17 protein-coding genes and 1 pseudogene are annotated in these 20865 nt (G+C 63.0%); 6 read left to right on the forward strand and 12 right to left on the reverse strand.

The genetic code is table 11. The annotated features are described in order from the left end of the window. Positions 1–4: 4 nt before the first annotated feature. From NKJ75_RS23830 to NKJ75_RS23840, 3 genes are all read left to right on the forward strand, one after another. On the forward strand, positions 5–430 hold the full coding sequence (locus tag NKJ75_RS23830) for a hypothetical protein (RefSeq protein WP_023668784.1): 426 nt from the start codon (positions 5–7) through the stop codon (positions 428–430). Positions 431–452: 22 nt separating this feature from the next. Beyond that, positions 453–1439, forward strand: a complete 987-nt coding sequence (gene dhaK / locus NKJ75_RS23835; protein WP_023668785.1) for a dihydroxyacetone kinase subunit DhaK — start codon at positions 453–455, stop codon at positions 1437–1439. A 447-nt stretch (positions 1440–1886) separates the two neighbouring features. Further along, positions 1887–2912, forward strand: a complete 1026-nt coding sequence (locus NKJ75_RS23840; RefSeq protein WP_023725855.1) for a nucleotidyltransferase family protein — start codon at positions 1887–1889, stop codon at positions 2910–2912. An 8-nt stretch (positions 2913–2920) separates the two neighbouring features. Here NKJ75_RS23840 and NKJ75_RS23845 read toward each other — a convergent pair whose 3' ends face one another. The 4 genes from NKJ75_RS23845 to NKJ75_RS23860 all read right to left on the reverse strand — a co-directional run bounded on the left by NKJ75_RS23845 (position 2921) and on the right by NKJ75_RS23860 (position 5933). Then, a complete protein-coding gene (locus NKJ75_RS23845; protein ID WP_023745212.1) occupies positions 2921–3916 on the reverse strand; it encodes a phosphoenolpyruvate carboxykinase (ATP) in 996 nt (331 codons plus the stop codon). Then, positions 3913–4347, reverse strand: a complete 435-nt coding sequence (locus tag NKJ75_RS23850) for a lasso peptide biosynthesis B2 protein (RefSeq protein ID WP_023745211.1) — start codon at positions 4345–4347, stop codon at positions 3913–3915. Before NKJ75_RS23850 ends, NKJ75_RS23845 begins: the two co-directional genes overlap by 4 nt. Next, a complete protein-coding gene (locus tag NKJ75_RS23855; protein ID WP_023745210.1) occupies positions 4347–4634 on the reverse strand; it encodes a PqqD family protein in 288 nt (95 codons plus the stop codon). The genes NKJ75_RS23850 and NKJ75_RS23855 overlap by 1 nt, the downstream gene beginning before the upstream one ends. 501 nt (positions 4635–5135) lie before the next feature. Continuing rightward, positions 5136–5933: a DUF2259 domain-containing protein gene (locus NKJ75_RS23860; RefSeq protein WP_245260048.1), complete on the reverse strand. Its 798-nt coding sequence runs from the start codon at positions 5931–5933 to the stop codon at positions 5136–5138. A gap of 218 nt (positions 5934–6151) precedes the next feature. Between NKJ75_RS23860 and NKJ75_RS23865 the strand changes: the two genes are divergently transcribed. Both NKJ75_RS23865 and NKJ75_RS23870 read left to right on the forward strand, forming a co-directional pair. Then, positions 6152–8059 carry a propionyl-CoA synthetase gene (locus NKJ75_RS23865; protein ID WP_352500277.1) on the forward strand — a complete coding sequence of 636 codons (1908 nt, stop codon included), beginning with the start codon at positions 6152–6154 and terminating at the stop codon, positions 8057–8059. 71 nt (positions 8060–8130) lie between these two features. Further along, a complete protein-coding gene (locus NKJ75_RS23870; RefSeq protein WP_245265792.1) occupies positions 8131–8832 on the forward strand; it encodes a metallophosphoesterase family protein in 702 nt (233 codons plus the stop codon). An 89-nt stretch (positions 8833–8921) separates the two neighbouring features. Here NKJ75_RS23870 and NKJ75_RS23875 read toward each other — a convergent pair whose 3' ends face one another. The 6 genes from NKJ75_RS23875 to NKJ75_RS23900 form a co-directional block, all read right to left on the reverse strand. Further along, complete coding sequence (locus NKJ75_RS23875) at positions 8922–11300, reverse strand: polysaccharide biosynthesis tyrosine autokinase (RefSeq protein ID WP_023689994.1); 2379 nt, start codon at positions 11298–11300, stop codon at positions 8922–8924. A 190-nt stretch (positions 11301–11490) separates the two neighbouring features. Continuing rightward, positions 11491–12387, reverse strand: a complete 897-nt coding sequence (galU, locus tag NKJ75_RS23880; RefSeq protein WP_023668795.1) for a UTP--glucose-1-phosphate uridylyltransferase GalU — start codon at positions 12385–12387, stop codon at positions 11491–11493. A 75-nt stretch (positions 12388–12462) separates the two neighbouring features. Then, positions 12463–13410 (reverse strand): glycosyltransferase family 2 protein, encoded by a 948-nt coding sequence (locus NKJ75_RS23885; RefSeq protein ID WP_023689993.1) that lies wholly within the window; start codon positions 13408–13410, stop codon positions 12463–12465. Next, positions 13400–14344, reverse strand: a complete 945-nt coding sequence (locus NKJ75_RS23890; protein ID WP_196813586.1) for a glycosyltransferase family 2 protein — start codon at positions 14342–14344, stop codon at positions 13400–13402. Before NKJ75_RS23890 ends, NKJ75_RS23885 begins: the two co-directional genes overlap by 11 nt. Then, positions 14344–15339 (reverse strand): glycosyltransferase family 2 protein, encoded by a 996-nt coding sequence (locus tag NKJ75_RS23895; RefSeq protein ID WP_023725858.1) that lies wholly within the window; start codon positions 15337–15339, stop codon positions 14344–14346. The genes NKJ75_RS23890 and NKJ75_RS23895 overlap by 1 nt, the downstream gene beginning before the upstream one ends. A 44-nt stretch (positions 15340–15383) precedes the next feature. Beyond that, complete coding sequence (locus tag NKJ75_RS23900) at positions 15384–16556, reverse strand: glycosyltransferase (RefSeq protein WP_023684222.1); 1173 nt, start codon at positions 16554–16556, stop codon at positions 15384–15386. 294 nt (positions 16557–16850) lie between these two features. Here NKJ75_RS23900 and NKJ75_RS23905 point away from each other — a divergent pair. Next, a pseudogene (locus NKJ75_RS23905) lies at positions 16851–17900 on the forward strand (polysaccharide pyruvyl transferase family protein); the annotation flags it as partial. Positions 17901–18125: 225 nt separating this feature from the next. Here NKJ75_RS23905 and NKJ75_RS23910 read toward each other — a convergent pair. After that, complete coding sequence (locus NKJ75_RS23910; RefSeq protein ID WP_023834382.1) at positions 18126–19589, reverse strand: lipopolysaccharide biosynthesis protein; 1464 nt, start codon at positions 19587–19589, stop codon at positions 18126–18128. Continuing rightward, on the reverse strand, positions 19586–20755 hold the full coding sequence (locus NKJ75_RS23915; RefSeq protein WP_023736209.1) for a glycosyltransferase: 1170 nt from the start codon (positions 20753–20755) through the stop codon (positions 19586–19588). The genes NKJ75_RS23910 and NKJ75_RS23915 overlap by 4 nt, the downstream gene beginning before the upstream one ends. Between the last annotated feature and the right edge of the window lie 110 nt (positions 20756–20865).

The following is a 20865-nucleotide window of genomic DNA, read 5'->3' on the forward strand; positions in this document are numbered from 1 at the left end:
TGAGATGGCCGACAAGACACCAGAAGCCGGCTCCGAAGAGGCGATCCGCGCCTACAAGACGATCCTGTCGCAGGTCATCGACCAGCGACCGTCGGGTATGCGACAACGCCTTGCCGACGCGCTTGGCAAGCACCGCAGCTTCGTCACCCAGATTTCCAGCGCGGCCTATTCGACCCCGATCCCGTCAAAACATCTGCCGGCTATTTTTTCGGTCTGCCATTTCAGTCCGGCCGAGCGCGATCAGTTTCTGGCTGCCTATCATCTGGCGCATCCCGGCAAGATGTCGGTTGCGGCAGGCATGCGCAAGACCCGGCATGTCTCGCTGATCGTGCCCGATTTCGGCGACGACAAGCAGAATGCAGCGCTCGACAAGGCGATCAACGAATTCATCCAGAAGATCACCAGCATCACCGGCAGGAGTGGCGGCTGATCGTGTTGTGTCGGGAGGACACATGAAGAAGTTTATGAATTCCGTCGACACGGTGCTGACCGAAAGCCTCAACGGCTTCGTTGCAGCTCATGCCGACATCCTGGTGCTGGGCGAGGAGCACAAATTCATTCGCCGCAAGGTGATGAAGCCGGGGAAGGTGGCGCTGATCTCGGGCGGCGGTTCCGGCCACGAGCCGCTGCATGCCGGCTTTGTCGGTCACGGCATGCTGGACGCCGCCTGCCCCGGCCAGGTCTTCACCTCGCCAACGCCGGACCAGATACTGGCGGCGGCCGCCGCCGTCGATACCGGCGCCGGCTGCCTGTTCATCGTCAAGAACTATGAAGGCGACGTGATGAATTTCGACATGGCCGGCGAAATGGCCGACGGCGTCCTGCAGGTGGTGATCAATGATGACGTCGCCGTCGAGAATTCGTCCTTTACGACCGGCCGGCGCGGCGTCGCCGGCACGCTGGTGGTGGAGAAGATCGTCGGCGCCGCCGCCGAGCAAGGCATGGCGCTGGCGGATCTCAAGGCGCTCGGCGGTCGCATCAACAGCGCGACGCGTTCGATGGGCGTGGCGCTGACCAGTTGCACGGTGCCGGCGGCCGGCAGGCCGACCTTCGAGATTGGTGATGGCGAGATGGAATTCGGCGTCGGCATTCATGGCGAGCCCGGCCGGCGTCGCGACACGTTGAAAAGCGCCGATGCGATCGCCGAAGAGATTTGCGCCGCGATCCTGGGCGATCTCGGCGACAGGGCGAAAGGCCCGGCACTGTTGTTCATCAACGGCTTTGGCGGCACGCCGCTGATGGAGCTCTATCTGATGTACAACAGCGCCCGAAACATCTTCGAAAAACAGGGCGTGACGGTGACCCGCTCGCTGGTCGGGTCCTACGTGACATCGCTCGACATGGCCGGCTGCTCGATCACGCTGACCATGCTGGATGACGAGGCAACGTCAATGTGGGACGCGCCGGTGCACACAGCCGCGCTGCGCTGGGGACTGTAACGGAGGGGCCTTGCCCATATCCCGAACAGGCGGCTTATGAACTTGCCTTAGCCTGCGGGACCGGACGGACCGTTACCCGCAGTCACGCCGACAGATTGCCCGCCTGCAGCGCGGCTTGCCTTGCGGCCGACCGCTCCGGCTTCATCCAAACCGAAGCCGTAGAAGTCTTATCGCGGTATCGGCAGCGACGGCCCGGCCACCACGCTGGACAACTTTCCTGCCTTGCGCAGCACGGGCGCTTCATACTTTTTCTTGGCCATTCCAAACACCCTTTTCAGTCAGTGCAAAAGAATGGACCGAAACCGTGGAAAGTCAATTCATGAGCTGGCTCTGCCACCACACGCTGGCTTCATGCATGCTTTTCTGCAACATACGCTCCTCTGAGTTGGTTGTTTGACGCAATTCCGGACGGGAATTGCTCATGTGGGCGAACGTCATCCGGGTTTGATGCTGCCATCTCTTGCGCCTGCCGATGAAAAACTGCTGCTGACCTTCGCCGACCCGGAGGCGCCGGCTGCCATTGGCCGTGACGTTGCTGCCGAAAGCTTGCTGGCACTGCTCGTCAATGCCGAGTTCCACGGCGTGCTTCCCATCATGCTGCGCAAGCTCAGCGAGATCGGCGACGCCCAACTGCCTGCGGACGCAGCCTTGCGGCAAAAGCTGTCGGAACTGCGTGATCGCTCGACGCTGGCGACCGGCCAATCGATGCTGCTGCAATATCATGGCGACCGCATCATGAAGGCATTGGCGGCGAAAAATGTTCCGGCCCGCATCGTCAAGGGTCCGGTCTTCGCACGCAAACTTTACCGCCACGCCGCTGACCGGCCGTTCACCGACATCGACATTCTGGTCGAGCCGGCCAGCATCATTGAAGCCAACCCGGTGATTGCCGGATGCGGCTTCGAGCTCTGGAGCGGCGAGGCGCAGTCGCAGGATCTGCAGGAGTTCAAGTGGCTGGAGAAGGAGAATACCAGCCTGCTGATCGAACTGCACGGCAACCTGGTGCATGATTCCGGCATGCGGCGGCGGCTGTCGCTGGGCTTTCGCGAATTGCAGATCATCGACGGCAGCGAGGCCGACACGCCGGCCGCGCTGCTGACCATCGCCATTGTCCACGCCGCCGGCGGGCACAAGTTCCACCGGCTGCAGCTTTGCGTCGATGTGCTGCAGGGCGTGCGCGCGCTGCGGTCGCCCGCGGATGAAGACCGGCTTTTCGAGGCGGCGCGCATCAGCGGCATCGAGCTCGAACTGGCGACGGTTCTCAATGTGACGGGGCGGCTGTTTGATGCACCGCGCGCGATCGAACTGGCCGACCGCATCAAGCCCGACCTCTCGATATTTTTGGCCAAATGGCTGATCACCGGCGATACGCTGCTCGGCGTCAATTCCAGGGACAAGATGCATTCGCGCCTGCGCCGCGACGCCTTCCGCTGGATCCAGCGCCTCGCCAGGCCAAAGCCGCATTCTGCCTGAAGTGTGCTTTAGTCCCGCGCCGCCAGCGCCGAGCGGATCAGCGGGGCCGCCTCGGCCGGGTTCGCGCCGACTTCCAGGGTAAATGTCGGGACGGCTTTGACCAGCGTTGCGATGGTTGCCATGCGGCGCTTCTGCGCCGGCAAAAGGCCGGTCATGCCGGTCCTGACATTGTCGGTGGCAAGCGCCACCATGGCGTCTGTCCTGGTCATGGGCACGAGCCGGGTTTGCGCGTCCGCCGAGCGGGCGAGATGAAACAGTGCCGCAACCGGTCTGCCGACAGTTTCCTCGATGCGGATGATCTCGGCGAGACGTTCCAGCGAGACGGCCTGCTCGCCATTGGCGTCCCATTTGTCGCCAAGGCAAGGCGCCACGAAGGGCAGCATTGCCGCGGTGTGGCGGTGGACCTTCACCTTGCGCGGCAAGCCCCAGGCCGTGATGCCGCCACCGGCCAAAACCTTGAGGATCATGGCGTCATCCGAGCACAGGCCGAAACCTTGCGACGCCAGCGCCAGCGACGTCGTCGACTTGCCGGTGCCGCTCGGCGCATGGATCAGCACGAGCGCCTCGCGGCCGGGCAATGTCAGGCCGGCGGTGTGCAGCATGTGCTGGTCGCCGGCATCAAGTGCTGCATCCAGCACCATCATCAGCACCGTCCATTTGACCTTGGCATCGGGATGGACTCGTATCTCGGCCCAGCCTCCATCGGCATTGATCGAGACGGTCTGCAGGCCGGGAAAGACCAGATGAACGGTGCCGCCACCGTCGATCAGCCGGCAATGGCCGTCTTCCGGTACGTCGCCGTCGAAAGCGAGTTTTCCGGCAGGCGATTCCTCTAACTCCTGCGTCTCGACGATATCGATGCGGAAACCCGGCTCGGCCGGCCCGCTGACGCGCAACGTGCCGAGCATGAGGTCGAAGCTTGGCCAGAGATCGGCCCGCGAGGCCGATATGCTGATGACTTGGCCCTGGAGATCATAGCAGAAGGTGGTCGCCGGACCGGTCAAGCAGCGTGCGCCTTTCCGGCATCGGCGTGATGGCGATAGATCTGGACCATGCCGGGGAGGCTGTCCGAGACCACCGGGCGGCCATCGAGACAGACCCAGCAATGGGCAGACATGCGCGGCGCCTGCATCGACTTCGGATCGACGCCGAAGCGCAGATCCGGATCGAAGCCGGCAAAGCGCAGGAAGCGGTGGGCGAGCAGGCCCTCGCGCAGGCATCTGCGGTCGCGCATCAGCCAGGGGTGCCGGACGGTCCGGTTGACGGCAGCGACGATGTAGGCTGACGACAGGCCGCGATAAGGGGTGGGTGCGCTGAGCGGCGCCCATTTCAACACCGATTCGAAGCTGCGGCGGCCGACCAGGATCGGCATCAGCCGCGCGCTTGCCCATAAATGGACACGAAACAAAGCGCGCAGGAGAACGCCGTCCACCATCAGGGAGCCGGGTCGGCGAGAATGCCTTCGCTCACCAGTTCGGCGGCCAGCGCCGCCATGTCCTGGTCGAGCGTGCCCTTGTCGACCTCGAACTCGTCGCACAACAGGACGACGATCTGGTCGAGGCTGCGGGCGCCGTCCACCTTGTCGAGAAAGGCTTCGGTGGTGCCGTTGCAGGTGTAAAGCTGGCCGCTGCGCGCCAAGAGCACGACGGCGCCATCGCCGACATGCTGGACCGAGGCGTCGTCCGCCAGCCGCAGAACCATTTCAGAACCGATTTGGGCCATGGAGCCCCTCCACCATTTTCCTGGAGAGCAGATAGCGCGGCGATGCGGGTCTGTCCATTGCGCGGGCGAGAGGGAGAACAGGCAGGCCCGACCGTTCTGTGGCAATCCGGCAACGCCAAAATCCTCACGACACACGCAACCGAAGACGGCGGGTCTTAAAACAGGGAAGCACCCCAGAAATAGTCGGTGATTGCAGCTGGTAATCACCGCCGCAAGCCGTCAAGCCGGCTATCTCGCAGGGTCAAGGTCTTGCTTTTCTTACCTAAAGTAAGCTATGCAGTCGCGGGGTTTTGGGAGAGCATTGGGTATGCGTTACAATTGGGAGCGGGCGCCGACCGCGTTCGAACGTCATCGAAAAGCGTTGGCAGCCGCCATATTGATTGCGGGTGGCGTCGGGCTGATGCTGGCGGCCTTGCCGCTTTAAGACTGATATCCGACACGAACGCCCTGCTTTCTCCGGGCGCATGAGCTTTTTCTGCCTGCCACAAGACGGGCCGCGGCTTAGCGTGCCTGGCCGGTTACGGCGATGAAGCGGCGGTCGCGTCCTTCGAAGCCCTGGCTGAAGCGCTGCACCAGCACGGCCAGTACCGCCGGCCTGCCGGGCGGGGTGTATTCGTAGGATTCCGACAGGCTGTAGGAAGTCGGGCAGTTGCGCGAGCCCGGCACGGCCTTGTCCTCGTGCATGACCTTGAACGGCTTGCCGTCCTGCCCCTGCAGCGACAGGCGGAAGCCGCGCGCCTTGCCCGCCTTGTCCCCTTGAAGTGTCTTGTCGCCCTGAAGTGTCTTGTCGCCCGGAAGAACTTGGTCGCTTGGCTTGGCGTCATCAAAGCTTGCCAAGCAATCCTCCTTGCTGTCGGCAAGGATCTCATCGAGCTGGATGGTCGAAATCAGTGTTTCGCCATAGAACGGCGACAGCCATTTCTGCGCGGCCTGCTCGAGGCGGGGGATGTCGTTGTACTCGACCGTGTCGTCCGGGAAGGTGAACCTGTCGGAGGCCGTGCGCGTGCCGCGCTCGGCGATGCCGTATTTGGCCAGGATTGGCGCGGCCTGCTTTGCGGCCTGCGCCCGTGCCTGCTCCACCGTCGTGGTCGCCTCTTCCGATTCATCGAGGACAAGGATCGGCTTGCCGCCGACGAACTCGTCTGTGCTTGTGTCGATGATGTCGATCTGCGACCAGCCGGAAACGGCAGCGTCGAGCTCGCCATATTGCTCGAAGGCGAAATATTTGCCGTCGGGGGAAAAGCCGATGATCCGCCGCGCGGCGGCATCGCCGGCCTGGGCGGCGGAAACGATCGTCAACAGCAGCGCTGCTCCAACGGCAGATCCAACCCCGTATCGTACCGTCATTGCGCGCCCTGCCCCGATTTCAAACCCGGCCATGGTGCCTGCAATTTATGGCCAAGGCGAGATCGGCCAAGCCCCAAATTTCGGGAAAGACATGGCATTTGGGGAAAGACGTGGCCGGGAAAACCCGCATAGGCTATTGCAAGATAGAGAGTTTTCCCGAGGAGGGATGAATGGCGTCACGCTACCACGAGGTCTATGACGGCTGGAAACGCGACCCGGAACAATTCTGGGCCGCTGCCGCCGAGGCGATCGACTGGTATTCGCCGTGGACCAGCGTCTTCGATGCCAAGGCGGGCGTTTACGGGCGCTGGTTCAACGGCGCCAGCTGCAACACCTGCTTCAACGCTCTCGATCGCCATGTCGCAAGCGGCCGCGCCGACCAGATCGCACTTATCTACGACAGCGCGATCACCGGCACGGTCAAGAAATTCACCTATGCCGAATTGAAGCGCGAAGTGGTAGCGCTGACTTCGGTGCTCAAGAACCGTGGCATTCACAAAGGCGACCGCGTCATCATCTACATGCCGATGGTGGCCGAAGCGGCGGTCACGATGCTTGCCTGTGCCCGCATCGGCGCGGTGCATTCGGTGGTGTTCGGCGGCTTTGCCTCGCACGAGCTCGCCACCCGCATCGACGACGCCAAGCCGAAGCTGGTCATCTCCGCGTCCTGCGGCCTGGAGCCTGGACGTGTCGTGGCCTACAAGCCGCTGCTCGACAAGGCGATCGAAATGTCCCGCCACAAGCCGGACGCCTGCCTGATCCTGCAGCGCGACCAGCTGCGCTGCGATCTGAGGGAGCATTACGATATCGATTTTGCCGACGCCGTTGCCCGCGAGCGCGCCGCGGGCGCCAACGTCGATTGCGTTCCGGTGCTCGCCACCGACCCGCTCTACATCATCTACACCTCCGGCACGACCGGCCAGCCTAAGGGCATCGTGCGCGACAATGGCGGCCACATGGTCGCGCTCAAATGGACGATGGAAAACGAGTTCGGCGTCAGACCGGGCGAAGTATTCTGGGCGGCCTCCGATGTCGGCTGGGTGGTCGGCCATTCCTACATCGTTTACGGACCGCTGCTGCATGGTGCGACAAGCGTGCTGTTCGAGGGCAAGCCGATCGGCACACCCGACGCCGGCACCTATTGGCGGGTGATCGCAGAACACGGCGTGGTCGCGCTGTTCACCGCGCCGACGGCCTTCCGCGCCATCAAGGGGCAGGACCCCAAGGGCGAATTCGTGCCGAAATACGATCTGTCGAAATTCCGCATTCTGTTCCTGGCCGGCGAACGCGCAGACCCGGAAACCATCAAATGGGCGGAGCAGAAACTCAACGTGCCGGTGGTCGATCATTGGTGGCAGACCGAGACCGGCTCGCCGATGACCATCAACCCGGCGGGCCTCGGCCTGCTGCCGGTGAAATACGGCTCGCCCGGCGTGCCGATGCCGGGCTACGACATTCGCGTGCTCGACGATGCCGGCCATGAAGTGCCGCGCGGCACACTTGGCAATGTGGCGGTGAAACTGCCGCTGCCGGCCGGCTGCCTGCCGACGCTGTGGAATGCCGACGAGCGTTTCCGGCAAGCCTATCTCGAGGAATTTCCCGGCTTCTACAAGACGGCCGATGCCGGCATGATCGACGACGACGGCTACCTCTATGTCATGGCGCGCACAGACGACATCATCAATGTCGCCGGACACCGGCTGTCGACCGGAGCCATGGAGGAGGTGCTTTCAGCGCATCTCGATGTTGCCGAATGCGCCGTCATCGGCGTCGCTGACGCTATGAAGGGCCAGGTCCCGCTCGGCTTCGTCGTGCTCAATGCCGGTGTGTCGCGCGATACCGCTGCCATCGAAGGCGAAGTGGTGGGGCTGGTGCGCGAACGGATCGGCCCGGTCGCGGCCTTCAAGACCGTGGTGACGATCAAGCGCCTGCCCAAGACGCGCTCCGGCAAGATCCTGCGCGGCACCATGCAGAAGATCGCCGACAAGGAAGAATGGACGATGCCGGCGACCATCGACGATCCCGCCATTCTTGACGAGATCACCGCGGCGCTCAAAGCCCGCGGCATCGGGGTCTGACGGCCCCAGTGGCGTTGTTCCAGCGATCCAGGCCCCCCCGGCCGGCGCCGCGCGAGCGCCTGGAAATGGATATGGACGACACCGTCGTCTACGCGATCGGCGACGTGCATGGCTGCTACAAGGAATTGCTGTCGCTGGAGCAGAAGATCCAGCTCGACGCGCTGCAATTTCGCGGCCGCAAGATTATCGTCATGCTCGGCGACTATATCGATCGCGGGCCGCAATCGGCGCGCGTGCTCGACCATGTCTTGGCGCTACCGCCAACAGGGTTCCTGCGCGTCTGCCTGGCGGGAAACCACGAAGTGGCGATGCTGAACTATCTCGACGGATATCTGTCGCGGGACCGCTGGCTGGCGGTCGGCGGCCGCGAGACGCTGTTTTCCTATGGGGTCGATCCGGCGCGGCTTGCCAGCCTCTATGCCTCGAGCGACGAGGTCGACCGGCGCGTGAAGGAAGTCATTCCGGCCAGCCATATCGACTTTCTGCGCAGCCTGCCGGTGCTGCTCTGTTCGGATAAATTCGTTTTCGTCCATGCCGGCATCAGGCCGGGTATCGACCTGGTCGCACAGGATGAGCAGGACCTGCTCAACATCCGCGACGAGTTCTTCAACGCCGCCCATCTGCTCGACCGCTTTGTGGTGCACGGGCACACGCCGGTCGATATTCCCAGGCTCGACGGGCGCCGGCTCGGCATCGACACCGGCGCGTTTCGAAGCGGCCGGCTGACAGCGCTCAGGATCGCGGGTAAATTCGGCAAGCTGATCTTTTCCTGACCTGCCGTGCTTCTTCGTTTGAGCGTGATCTTTTCCGAAAACCGGATCCGCTTTTCCGGGTCACGCTCCTTTTCAGGATCGCGCTCCGTTCAGGCGGCGGTCTTGGCCCGCACGTCCGATTTCTCCAGATAGTAGGTCGAATAGCGGTCGAAGAACTTTTCCGAGCCGCCGAGCGAGCCGTATTTCGGCAGCTTCTTCAGATCGACCTTGTTGAGCACGGCGCCGACGACCTTGCTTGCGACGTAGGGTTCCTGCTCCAGCAGCGAGCGCACCATGGCGCGCGGCGTGCGGCCCCATTCGGCAACCAGCACGAAGCCGTCGACCAGCGGCGCAAACGCCTTGGCGTCGACCACGGGGCCGAGCGGCGGCAGGTCGACGATGATGTACTCGAACGTCTCCTTGGCGTTGTCGATGAAGCGCCGCATGCCGGCCGACGACAGCAGCTCGCTGGTATGCGAGAATTGCCCACGCAGCACGGCCGGGATGATCGCCAGCTTGGTCTGGCGGTCGACTTTGCCGACCGACTGCCAGGTCTGGCCGTTGACCACGGCCTCCATCAGCCCCTGCTCGGCCTCCATGCCGAGGTTGCGGCTGAGGCCAGGATTGCGCAGATCGGCGTCGATCAAAAGCGTCTTCGAGCCGTTGGCGGCCAGCAATCCGGCGAGATTGGCGGCGACCGTAGACTTGCCCTCGCCGGGCAGGACCGAGACCACGCCTATGACCCGGCTGCCTTGCCCTTCCATGACGACGTCGAAGGCGATCTTGGCGTTGCGCAGCGTTTCGGAGAACATCGATGCCGGCGCATCGACGCTGACCCGCATGCGCGCCCGTTTCTCGGCCGCCGACAATGTGTTGGCGCCTTTGGCATCCGCCGCACCGCCGTCGGCGTCCTTGCCGAGCCTGCCGCCGATCATCGGCAAATAGCCGAGGAATTTGAGGCCGACGCGATCGCGAATGTCCTCGCCGGTCCTGAAGAAGCGCTCGTTGAACTCATTCAGGCCACCGAAGCCGGCGCCAAGCAGCACGCCAAGCACCAGCGACAGCGCCAGCACCCTGGAGGTGCGCGGGCTTGAGGCGGAAAGCGGCGTTGAGGCATCCGAGATGATGCGGACCTTGCCGACCGGGAAGGATTGCTGCTGCGAGGCCTCCTCGTAGCGGCTAAGGAAGGTCTGGTAGAGCGTGGTCAGCGCCTGCGCCTGCTGGTCGAGTTCGCGCAGTTTGACCTGGCTCTGGTTGTCGATGGAGCTCTTGCCGGCCGCGTCGGCGATCTTCTGCCTCAGTGAGGTCTCGCGTGAAAGCGCGACTTCATATTCATTGCGATAGCTTTCGGTCAGTTGCTTCAACTCGCCGAAAATCTGGGTCGACAGGTCGGCCTTTTCCTTGGCCAGCGCCACCGCCTGCGGATGGTCGGCGCCGAAATTGGCCGTCACGTCCTGCAGCCGCTTGGCCACTGCGAGATAGCGGGTCTTGAGCGTTGCAATGACGGAGCTTGCCGGCTGATCGCTTGAGATGGCGGAATCGTTGAAGGCATTGTCCGAGCCGCTTTCGACGATGGTCTTGTATTGCTGATAGCGGGCGCTGGCGCGCGCCGTATCGGCCTGCGCGACGATCAGTTGCGCGGTGAGATCGGCAATCTGCTTGTCGCTGATCAGCTGGCCGTCGCTGTTGGCGGCCAGACCATGCTCGGCCCTGAATTTCTCGACCGCCATAGCGGCCGCCTGTGAGTTCTGACGAAGCTCGGTCAGCCGGCCCTGCAGCCAGACCGCAGCGCGCTCGGTGGCGTCGAAGCTGGCATTGAGCTGGTCGGCGAGATAGGCGTCGGCATAGGCCTTGGTGATGGCGGTGGCGAGCGCCGGATTGGTCGACTGGTAACCGATGGCGAGCACATAGGAGCGGCCGTTGCGCTGCGCCAGCACCTCGCTCTGCAGCTTCAGCACGGCATAGTCGTGGCGCGCCGTCTGCATCATGGCCTGGCGTGTCGCCTCATCGACGTTTTCCATGCCGGGAATCTGCTCGGCGGAACTTGAGCGGAAATAGCCGATCACGCCGCGCACGAAGCCGATGCCCTTGACCAGCGCCGATTGCGGCGGGTTCATGAACTCTGCGTTCTGGTCGAGTTTCAGCTTGTCGACCACCACCGAGGCCAGCCGCGCCGAGGTGATGATTTCGATCTGGCTGAGCAGGGCGGCGTCGGTCTGCATGGTGACGGATGCAGCCGAGATGTCGTCGATGACCTTGTTCAGGCCTTCGTCGATCAGCACGCTGGCGACCGACATGTATTGCTTGGGCGTGGTCTGCAGATAGAGCAACCCCAGGAACAGGCCGATGATGGCGCAGACCGCCACCACCTTGACCTGACGCGCCGCCATGCCAAGCAGGCGCTCGACGTCGATGAAGTCTTCACCCTTTTCCTGATCGGGGTTGGGCAATGGCATCCTCTTGTCGAGAGGAAAGCTTGCATAATTCATCTTCGATCCAATTCTAGGTTACAGGCGCCGGAGCGAGACGGGTCAGGTCCCACCTCGTCCGAAGCTGCGGAGATCGGGGGCAAGATATGCAACGCAAGCTTCATGCCATCCGGCGCCGGGCCTGAGCGGCCAGGCGTGCAGGCATGAGCCGCGCCATCGTCCAAACGCATATGCCCTCGAAAGATGGGCATTATGCGGCCACTTCCTGACGCTCATGCGACCGCACGAACGCCTGCAGCATTTCCAGCACAGGTCCCTTCATGTCGTCGCGCGCCAGCGCGAAGGCGATGGTCGCCTCTATGAAGCCTTCCTTGGAGCCGCAGTCGAACATGCGGCCATTGAAAGGCTGGGCAAAGAAAGACTGGCTTTTCGCCAGCCGCACCATGGCATCGGTAAGCTGGATTTCGTTGCCGGCGCCGCGCTGCTGGTTGCCCAGCAGCGAGAAGATCTCGGGCTGCAGGATGTAGCGGCCGTTGATGTAATAGTTCGACGGCGCATTGGCCGGCGCCGGCTTTTCGACCATGGCCGTCACCTCGAAGCCGCTGCCTGTCTCGGCGCCGCGCCCGACGATGCCGTATTTGCTGGTCTCGCTGGGATCACAGCGCTCGACGGCGATCACATTGCCGCCGGTCTGCTGATAGAGATCGACTGTTTCAGCCAGGCAACCTCGGCGACCGAACGACACCATATCGGGGAGCAGCAGGGCGAAGGGCTCGTCGCCGATGACTTCGCGTGCGCACCACACCGCATGGCCGAGACCATGTGGCGACTGCTGGCGGATGAAGCTGGTGGCGCCGGCCACGGGCAGCATGCTTTCGAGCGCCTCCAGCTGGGTCTTCTTGCCGGTTTGTTCGAGCGTTCCAATCAGTTCGGGGTGCAGGTCGAAGTAGTCCTCGATGACAGCCTTGTTGCGGCCGGTGACGAACACGATGTGCTCGATGCCGGCTTCGAAGGCCTCGTCCACCGCATATTGGACGACCGGCCGGTCGACCACGGGCAGCATCTCCTTCGGAATCGACTTGGTTGCCGGCAGGAACCGTGTTCCAAGCCCCGCCACAGGGATGACTGCCTTCCTGATTTTCTTCATCGCAAATTCCTTCTGAGCAGATCGATTTCAGCCTGTTGCAGGCCACGAACAAACGTCTTCATGTACTCGCCCTCCTTACTCCGCGCCGACAGCAAACTGCGCCGCCACCCTTTTGAGGCGGACGGCGATCGGCATCGACATGTGCCTGACAGCCGCCGGATCACTTAGCGCGGTGCGTATCGCTTTCAACGGCGAACGCGCCTTGATGTGCTGGACCAGCGACAGGAACGATGCCGCCTTGCGCAGGCTGCGGGCGCGTTTGGCGAAGGCGGCCGCAGCAGCAGCGTCCATGGAATTGGTCTCGGCGAAGACCGCGTCGGCCTTGCGCATCGCCTCGATATGGTGAAGCTCGAGCACGCGCGAGATCGAGCCCGTGCGGATGTGGTAGATATAGCCGGTCGTCGGCTCGACGACGCATTTTCCGCTCTTGGCCAGCGCGTTGGCGAGCAGGATGTAATCCTCGCCTATGCTCAGACTTTCATCATAGCGAAGCCCGTTTTCGATCAGGAAACGGCGCTGGAAGATCGGCTTGAGATAGCCAAGGTTGAACGTGGATTCGAAAACGATGTTGCCAGCGATGTAGTCGGCGAGCGTGATTTCACGCAGGCCCTCCAGATATTTGGCGGGAAACATCGTCGCTTCGGCAATGCCGTCCTCGCGCACCACCTGGAGGTTGTCGACGGCGATCACAGCGCCCGCGCTTTCGGCCCGCGCGATCATGGCAGAAAGCCGCCCGGGCAGGACGGCATCGTCGGAATCGAGCACCGCGACCCAGCGGCCGGAAGCCAGTTCGAGCCCGGCATTCCTGGCGCCGCCAGGGCCACGATTTGCCGGCAGCGCAACCACTTTGACGACATTTTTTGGATAGGCTCTTGCGACGTCGAGCGTGTTGTCGCGCGACTGGTCGTCGGCGACGATGATTTCGACGCTGACATCGCGCTGGGCCATGGCGCTTGCGATCGCCCGGTCGAGCGTGGCCGCGGCATTGTAGGCTGCGATGACAAAGGAGACGTCAGGCTGCACGCTTGCCTCCTTGCTGCGGGGAAGACAGTCCGTATTGGCGAATTTCGCTGATACCGACCAGGCCGCTGACGACGCCGACATGCATGATGCCGCGCAGCACGCTGCGGTTGCGGCGGACCGGGCTAATCGCGGTCAACGCCGCCATGCCGAAGCAATAGACGGCCTTGGCCGAGGCAAGGCCGACAGCCTTCGCACGCTCTATCACGCCTGCGTCATGGCCGATGAGGTGGCCGTGCGTCTGGCCGAAGCGGAAGCGGCGGCGGCGCAGCCAGTCGAAAGCGGCTCGCGAACGCGGCACGACTTCCTCGACCCACGCCTCCGGCGCAAAGGCGATGCGACCGCCTGCCTTGACCATGCGGTTGAAGAATTCGGTGTCCTCGCCGCCGCTCTGGCCGCGCGCCAGGCTGAAACGACGGTCGCGCAAGCTGTCGGCGCTCATCCTCAAAAGGACGTTGCAGGTGTAGCCGGTGCGGATTTCGCCCTGCACCCAGACCGGCAAGGTCGAATGGAAATCGCCCTTGCGCATCCAGTCCGGCGCATCCGGGCGGTAGAGCGCCCGCACCGGACCGAGCACGGCCTCGGCGCCCCTTGTCTCCGCGATAGCAATCAGTTCGGCCAGCCATTGCCGGGAAGCGGTTTCATCGTCGTCGATGAAGGCGACAAAATCGGCCGTGCTGGCATCAAGACAGGCGTTGCGGGCAACCGAGATGTTGCGCGCCGGAGCGTGCCGGTAGCGGGCCACGAGCTTCAATTCGCTCGCCAGCGCGGTCACCAGCGGCTCGGCGGTCGGCTCGTCGTCATTGTCGGCGACGATGACGCCGATGCCGAAACCGGCAGGCATATCCATGGCAGCGAGCGACCGCAGCGTGTCGGCCAGTTCCGGCCGCCGGAACGTGCAGACGCAGATGTCGATTCGGCGGCTGTCGGCGACCATCATGCCACCCCGCGCTGCGATCGCGAGCCGAGCAGTTGCAGCCAAAACCCGAGCGACCAGCCGAAATGCATGACCATCGCCGAAATGCCCGCCAGCACATTGTTGGGACTGCGCTGGCTGATGGCGGTCACAGCGCCGTAGCCCAGACAGACCGAAGTCCAGACCAGCAGCGGCACCGCCGCCAGCCAGTGGATAAAGGAAAATACCGCGAGAAGGACGACCGGCGCCACCAGCAGCGGGATCATCTGCCGAACTTTCGGGATCATTCGGTGCTTGAGCACATTCTTGGCGCGGCCGCGGCCATAGCCGAGATATTGGAAATACAGGCCCTTCAGCGACGAACGCGGATAGTAGACCATCTGCGTCTTGCCGCTCATCCAGATGCGGTAGCCAGCCTGGCGCAGCCGGTAGTCGAGTTCGGCATCCTCATTGTGGCTGAAGCTCTCGTCATAGCCGCCGACCGCGGTGAAGGCCGAAATCCGGATCAGCGCGTGATGGCCGTGGTCGACCCATTCGCCGGCCGAGAGGTGCCGGTGCTTGGAGCCGCCGGTGCCGAGCTTGGAATTCTGCGCCGCCGCGACCGCTTTCTGCACCGCGCCGCTGCCGCTGGTCAGCATCGAGACGACGACCGAATCGGCTGAAGTGGCGAGCGCCTCCTCGACCAGCCGGTCGCAATAATCGGCGGGATAGCCGCCATGGGCATCAATGCGGATCAGGTATTCGGCGCGGTCACCGAGGCTGGCGACGGCGAGATTGATCGCCGCGCTCTGGATACGTTTTGGGTTGTGCAGGAGGACGACCTGAGGGTCCTTGGCCGCAACCGCTTCGACAATGGCCAAAGTACCATCGGTGCTGCCGCCATCGGCAACGACGATGCGGGCGCCGAGCCTTAGAGCTGCCGGCCTGAGCTGCTCGAGCAACGCGCCGATATGGGCTGCCTCATTCAGGCACGGAATGACGATCAGGCTTGGCGGCAGCGCTTCGGTTTGCGTCATCGGCGCCTTCCCATGCTCTGTACTTTTCCCATCATCAGCCATCGCTAAGCCAGCGCTTCGGTGACGAAGGGACCTGGGACCGCCGCCAGACCGCGCAGCCTGTCGACAAAGGCGCGGCAGTCGCTGCGGTCGTAGCTCCAGGTTCGTGGGTTGCGGGCCAGCACACGCGCCTTGGCCTTGCCGAAGTGCTCCTGGTCCATGCGGCCGAGCGCGGTTTCCAGGATTTCGGGCGTGGCATCGGAAAGCAGGACGCCAATGTCCTGCTGGTCGAGAAAGCGCCCGGTCTCGGTATTGCCCATCGAGATCGGCACGGCGCCGAAGCGGCAGCCCTCATAGAGGCGGTTGGGCAGCAGCCATTCCGAATTCTGCCCTTCCTCGAAGAAATCGATCGCCCAGGAAAAATGCACTTCGCCGTAGATCGCGGCCATGTCTTCCGGGTTGCGGTAGGGGCCACGAAAGGAGAGATAGGGTTCGGCCTCGACAAAAGCGTGGAAATCCGGGAATTCCGAGAGTGCCGGACGGCCCCGGAGGACGACCTCGAAGCGCCCGCCCTGACGGCGCGTGAAGTCGGCCAGCAGCTCCAGCGAGCGGCGGCAGCGCAGCGCGCCGAACCAGCCGATGCGCCACGGGGGTGCTGCAGGGTTTTCGGCCTTTGACCTGTCATCCAAGGCGATCGGCGCGGTTTCGAAGTATTTGTTTTCGACCAGTTCCACCGGTGCGGCGACCTGCCCGAACGGCTTGAAATAATTGGCGATGAAGGCCGGTGAGCTCGTCACCAGAAGCTTCACGTCGCGGGCGAGATAACGCTCCGCTGTGCGCAGTGCTTTGCCCAGCATGTCATTGCGCAGCACCAGGCGATGGATGTCGAGGCATTCGTAGACGATCGGCACGCCGCCGCGAAAGGCGGCCTTGGCGCGCCTGGCCAGCGCCAGCATTTCCAGATTGCGCGCGATGATGAGGTCGGGCTTCGGCATCGCCGCAAGCTTTGAGCCTATCGACAGCGCCGCCTTGGCGACCGCCGCCAGACGCTGGCCGAATCGGCCGTCACGCGTCGCGCCGAGGTCGACCGGCTGCAGCCCCTCGACGTCGGGAACAGCATTTGTGGTCCGACGGAAGCCGGCCAACGTGACCCGCGCGCCGCCTGCCTTGAGCATTATGATCCGCCGGCGCACCGCCGGGTCGGAAACATCGTGCACAAGGTACAAGACATGCAGCATGAAAACTCGACCGCTGTTGGCCCACCCACGGGAATGCTAACCCAGCTTTTGCTGCATCGCAACATTTTTGGTGCGCCGTAGCATAAGTGCACCTTTTTTGTTGCACTGCAAAATTGATGCGTTACCCTCCGTCGGGCTTGAGCGCCGCTCTGGCTGGTCACCCAGCCCGATGCAGCGATGGATTGTGACGCGAGCCGCATCGGGATCGTCCTGGCGTGGGTATTTTCGGTCACCATGCCCGTCCTAGGCACCGCAGGCCACGCCGCGGAATCTGCTGACGAAATGAGGTATCCCATGAAGATCGTCGTTGAAAACACAGTCTGCCTGAATACCGGGGATGCGGCGATTCTGCTGGCGATCCGCCACATTCTCAAGACGATCGTGCAAGGCGACGTGCGGTTTGCCGTCTTCGACAGCCAGCCCGAGGTTGCGGAACGACTCTATCCGAAGACGGATTATCCCGACCTCGAATTCCATAAGCTGCTGTCGGAATCCCTGTTCCGATACAAGAATGGCAGCGGGCTGAGGGACCGGTTCAAGCCGATCTACAATCGGCTCGTTCTCCAGGCCCTGCGCTGGTTTGGCAGCAGCGCGCTAGGCAATTTTTTCAGCCATCGCGACCGGCGCGGTCTCGATATCTACGCCGACGCGGACATGGTGGTCACCACAGGGGGAACCTATCTCGTCGAGAACTACAATCTCGAACGACGCCTCAATCAGTTCAGGCTCGATGCCGTATTTGGCAAAGATCCGGTCTTCTTCACGCAATCCCTCGGTCCGTTCGACAAAAGTTACAACCGCCAGGAGCTTGGCCCGATCTTTGACCGCAGTCCGCTCATCCTGTTGCGCGACGAACGGTCGCGGACCCATATCCGGGACTTGGTGAAGGATCTCGGCAAGTGCCACGTGGTGGCCGATGCCGTATTCGCCTTGGCCGATACCGACAGGATCCGCAAGCGTCTCGCTTCCAGCCAGCCGCCGGCGTCGACGGGCCGCGTCGCTATTTCGGTCCGCCACTGGAACTACGTCAGCGACGGTGAGGGCGGCATGCGCCGCTATCTGGATTCGGTCCGCGAGATCGCCACAATTCTTGTCAGGGACCTTGGCAAGGAGGTGACCTTCGTCTCCACGTGTCAGGGCGTGCCGGAATATGCCCATGACGATTCCAAGACCGCACAGGCCATCGTTGCCGAGCTCGATCCTGAGATCGCCAGCCACGTGACAGTGGACGCTTCGTTCCACACGCCGGACCAGTTGATGGCGCTGGTGAAGGGCTTCGACTTCGTCGTCGCGACGCGCATGCATATGATGATCATGTCGCTTTGCGTCGGCACGCCGGTGCTGCCGATCGCCTACGAGTTCAAAACCAAGGAAGTGGCCAAGCGAATCGGTGTCGACGATGTGCTGCTCGACATCGACACCGTGACGCCCGAAGAGGCGCGCGAAAAGCTCGGCCGATTTGCGGGAAATCTCGACCGCTATCGCAAGACAAGCCTTCAGGCCGTGCTCGAAGAACATGCTTCGGCAATGTCGGCCACAAACCTGCTGGCGCCGCTGATCGCCGGCCGCTCAGCGGATATTGCGCGCGGCGTTGGACAGGGTGGTGAACAAAGCGCGTCGCGACTGCGGGACGGCAAGCATGAAAACGAGACCGATGCCGTAGTTGAGGGCAAGCGCCAAAAAGACCGCGAGCAGGTCTGACCGGCCCGTTAGAGACGCCGGCAACCACAGGTACAGGAACCAGGCAAGCAGGGACGAGGCGATGAAAAGCCCCTGCATGAGCAGGAAGTCGGCGGCGGTCACCGGACCGACGCGATGGACCAGTAGCGCCAGCACGGGAACGCGCAGCACGTAACCGCTGATGGCATAGGCCGCGGCAACGCCGACGGCGCCCCAGTGCAGGCCAACGACGAAGGCAGCGACGGTCGTCAGCGACGAATAGATGCCCCAATGGAACATGGTCTTCGTCTTGCCCTGACAGATGAATATCCATCCCGTCGTGCTTGAAACGGACTGGACCAGGCTGGCGATGCCCAGCCAGGCAAAGATCGGTGCGACCGGTGCCCAGCCCGCGCCGAAGAGAAGTCCGACGATCTGATTGGAGGTCAGCGTCAGCGCCGCGATGCCCGGCATGGTAACGGCCGCCAGCATCCAGTTGGTGCGCACATAGATATCGCGAAAGCGGGCCTTGTCATCGTGGATGCGGCTGAGCAGCGGCACCATGACCCGTGTAAGCGGCTGGTTGATGTTCTGAAGCGGGAACAACAGGAGCTTGTAGGCGCGGTCGTAATAGCCGAGTTCGATCGCCCCGGAATATTTTCCGATGAGAATGTTGTCGAGATTGCGCGAGAAGAAGTTGGCGAGGTTGAAGCCGGTCAGGTTGGCGCCGAACGACAATATATCGGCATCGACCTTCAGGTCCGGCCGCAAAGGCGTCCAACGCGCCACCAGCCAGGCGGCAGCCAGGGCGATAGCTGCCGAAACCGCCGGGCCGATGACCAGCGACCAGTAGCCCAACCCCGCATAGGCCGCGATCGCGGCGGCCAGAAGTCCGGCGGCGGCGCTTATCACGTCGTTCAGTGCGAGCTGGCCGAACTGCAGGTGCCGGTTCATCAACGCCAGCGGCACTGCGGCGAGACTGCCGAGAAGCAGCGGCAGGGCGGAGCCAAGGGTGATGCCGGACATACGTTGATCGCCATAGAACGCGGCGATGGCAGGCGCCAGGCCGGCCACTACCACGGCACTACCCAGCCCGACGAGCGCGCTGATCCAGAACACCTGGTTGAGCTGCTGGTTGCTGATGTCCTTGCGCTGAACCACAGCCTGCTGCAGGCCCAGATTCTGAAGCAGCCCGACGAAGGCCACGATCGGCCCGACGGAAGCCACCAGACCGAAATCCTCGGGGACGAGCAGACGGGCCAGCACGATGACGGAGAGAAACTGGATCGCCATCTTGAAGCCCTGGGCGCCGATGGTTACCAGCCCGCCGCGCAGGGCGACACGACCGAACTGGGGGGGCGGATTGGCGTTCATGCAAGCGACCTCGTTTCGCCAAGCCGCATGGCGATTTCCACGAAATGTTGGTTCAGCAGATCGGAGTTGAACTCGGCCTCGATCTTCTTGCGCGCTGCGAGAGCGATCTCTTCACACGGCTTCGGATTCTCGGCGATCCAGGCAAGCTTTCCGGTCAGCGCCGCAACGTCCCGCTCAGCCACGAGAAAACCCGTCTTGTGATCATCGATCAGTTCAGGGATCCCGGAATGATACGTGCTGACCACCGTCAGGCCGGCGGCCATCGCTTCCATCAGGGAAACCGGAATGCCTTCCAGATCGCCATCGCGGGCGCCGACGCTGGGCAGCAGGAACACATGCGCATCGCGCAGACGCTGTTTGACTTCGCTGTGCGGCCGGGGCCCAAGAAAATTCACCCTGTCGGCAATGCCAAGCTCTGCGGCGATCCCCTTCAGCTGCTCGAGAAGTTCTCCGCCGCCGATCACCGAGTAGATCCAGTCTCGCCGCGGCAGGCCAGCAAGCGCGCGAAGCGCATATTCGATGCCCTTCTTTTCAGTCAGGCGGCAGACCGAGATGAAGGAGAGCGTAGCCTGCTCCCATGAACGCCACCGATAGTCGATGTCACTCGGCCGCACCCCCATATGGTGAACCACAACCTGCTCCGGCGATGCACCGACCTCAATCAAGGCATCGCGGAAAAACGCATTCACCGGCAGTTGAAGAACGCCCTTTTCGAACACAATCTTGTAGCGCGCGAGCGTATTGTCATGCAGCGGTTCGCCGACATCACGGCCGTGAAATATCGTCACCAGGGGAGCGGAAATCCTCCCGCGCTTGATCGCGCGGGCCACGCGCATGCCGTTGTTGCCGAAATGGGCAACGATGACGTCGGCGCCCTGCAGTTTTCGCGCATGAGCAATGTCGATGGCGGTCGAGAGCTTGTCCCAGAACCTGCCGGACCACTTCCTGAGCAGCGGGCGATAGCGACCCAGGCCACCCCACCAGCATACGACCTTTCCTGGCAACGCCTGCCAGCGCGGATCATCGATGTTGCTGTCCCTGCCGAAGGACGTCTCGTTGCAGACGACGCCGACTTCCATGCCGCGCTCAAGGCATCCGGCTATCTGGTCGAGAACAAAGGTTTCGGACAATGAGGGAAACTTGTCGACTACAAAGCAGATCTTCATCGGCAGGATGCGCTCGTCCGGGGAGCCGGTGTCCCTTTGACAAAAGCCGGGCCGAAGACAGGGTGGCGGAAGCACAAGACATGCAGCATGGAACTCTACCGCTGTTGGCC

The sequence above is a fragment of the Mesorhizobium sp. M0058 genome, assembly GCF_040323095.1.
Lineage (GTDB): Bacteria > Pseudomonadota > Alphaproteobacteria > Rhizobiales > Rhizobiaceae > Mesorhizobium.

What these genes read in the sequence shown, in the direction of transcription:
- NKJ75_RS23830 (WP_023668784.1), top strand. Translation starts at nt 5, where the DNA reads ATGGCCGACAAGACACCAGAAGCCGGCTCCGAAGAGGCGATCCGCGCC.
- dhaK (WP_023668785.1), top strand. Translation starts at nt 453, where the DNA reads ATGAAGAAGTTTATGAATTCCGTCGACACGGTGCTGACCGAAAGCCTC.
- NKJ75_RS23840 (WP_023725855.1), top strand. Translation starts at nt 1,887, where the DNA reads ATGCTGCCATCTCTTGCGCCTGCCGATGAAAAACTGCTGCTGACCTTC.
- NKJ75_RS23850 (WP_023745211.1), bottom strand. Translation starts at nt 4,347, where the DNA reads ATGGTGGACGGCGTTCTCCTGCGCGCTTTGTTTCGTGTCCATTTATGG.
- NKJ75_RS23855 (WP_023745210.1), bottom strand. Translation starts at nt 4,634, where the DNA reads ATGGCCCAAATCGGTTCTGAAATGGTTCTGCGGCTGGCGGACGACGCC.
- NKJ75_RS23865 (WP_352500277.1), top strand. Translation starts at nt 6,152, where the DNA reads ATGGCGTCACGCTACCACGAGGTCTATGACGGCTGGAAACGCGACCCG.
- NKJ75_RS23870 (WP_245265792.1), top strand. Translation starts at nt 8,131, where the DNA reads ATGGACGACACCGTCGTCTACGCGATCGGCGACGTGCATGGCTGCTAC.
- NKJ75_RS23875 (WP_023689994.1), bottom strand. Translation starts at nt 11,300, where the DNA reads ATGAATTATGCAAGCTTTCCTCTCGACAAGAGGATGCCATTGCCCAAC.
- galU (WP_023668795.1), bottom strand. Translation starts at nt 12,387, where the DNA reads ATGAAGAAAATCAGGAAGGCAGTCATCCCTGTGGCGGGGCTTGGAACA.
- NKJ75_RS23890 (WP_196813586.1), bottom strand. Translation starts at nt 14,344, where the DNA reads ATGGTCGCCGACAGCCGCCGAATCGACATCTGCGTCTGCACGTTCCGG.
- NKJ75_RS23895 (WP_023725858.1), bottom strand. Translation starts at nt 15,339, where the DNA reads ATGACGCAAACCGAAGCGCTGCCGCCAAGCCTGATCGTCATTCCGTGC.
- NKJ75_RS23900 (WP_023684222.1), bottom strand. Translation starts at nt 16,556, where the DNA reads ATGCTGCATGTCTTGTACCTTGTGCACGATGTTTCCGACCCGGCGGTG.
- NKJ75_RS23910 (WP_023834382.1), bottom strand. Translation starts at nt 19,589, where the DNA reads ATGAACGCCAATCCGCCCCCCCAGTTCGGTCGTGTCGCCCTGCGCGGC.
- NKJ75_RS23915 (WP_023736209.1), bottom strand. Translation starts at nt 20,755, where the DNA reads ATGAAGATCTGCTTTGTAGTCGACAAGTTTCCCTCATTGTCCGAAACC.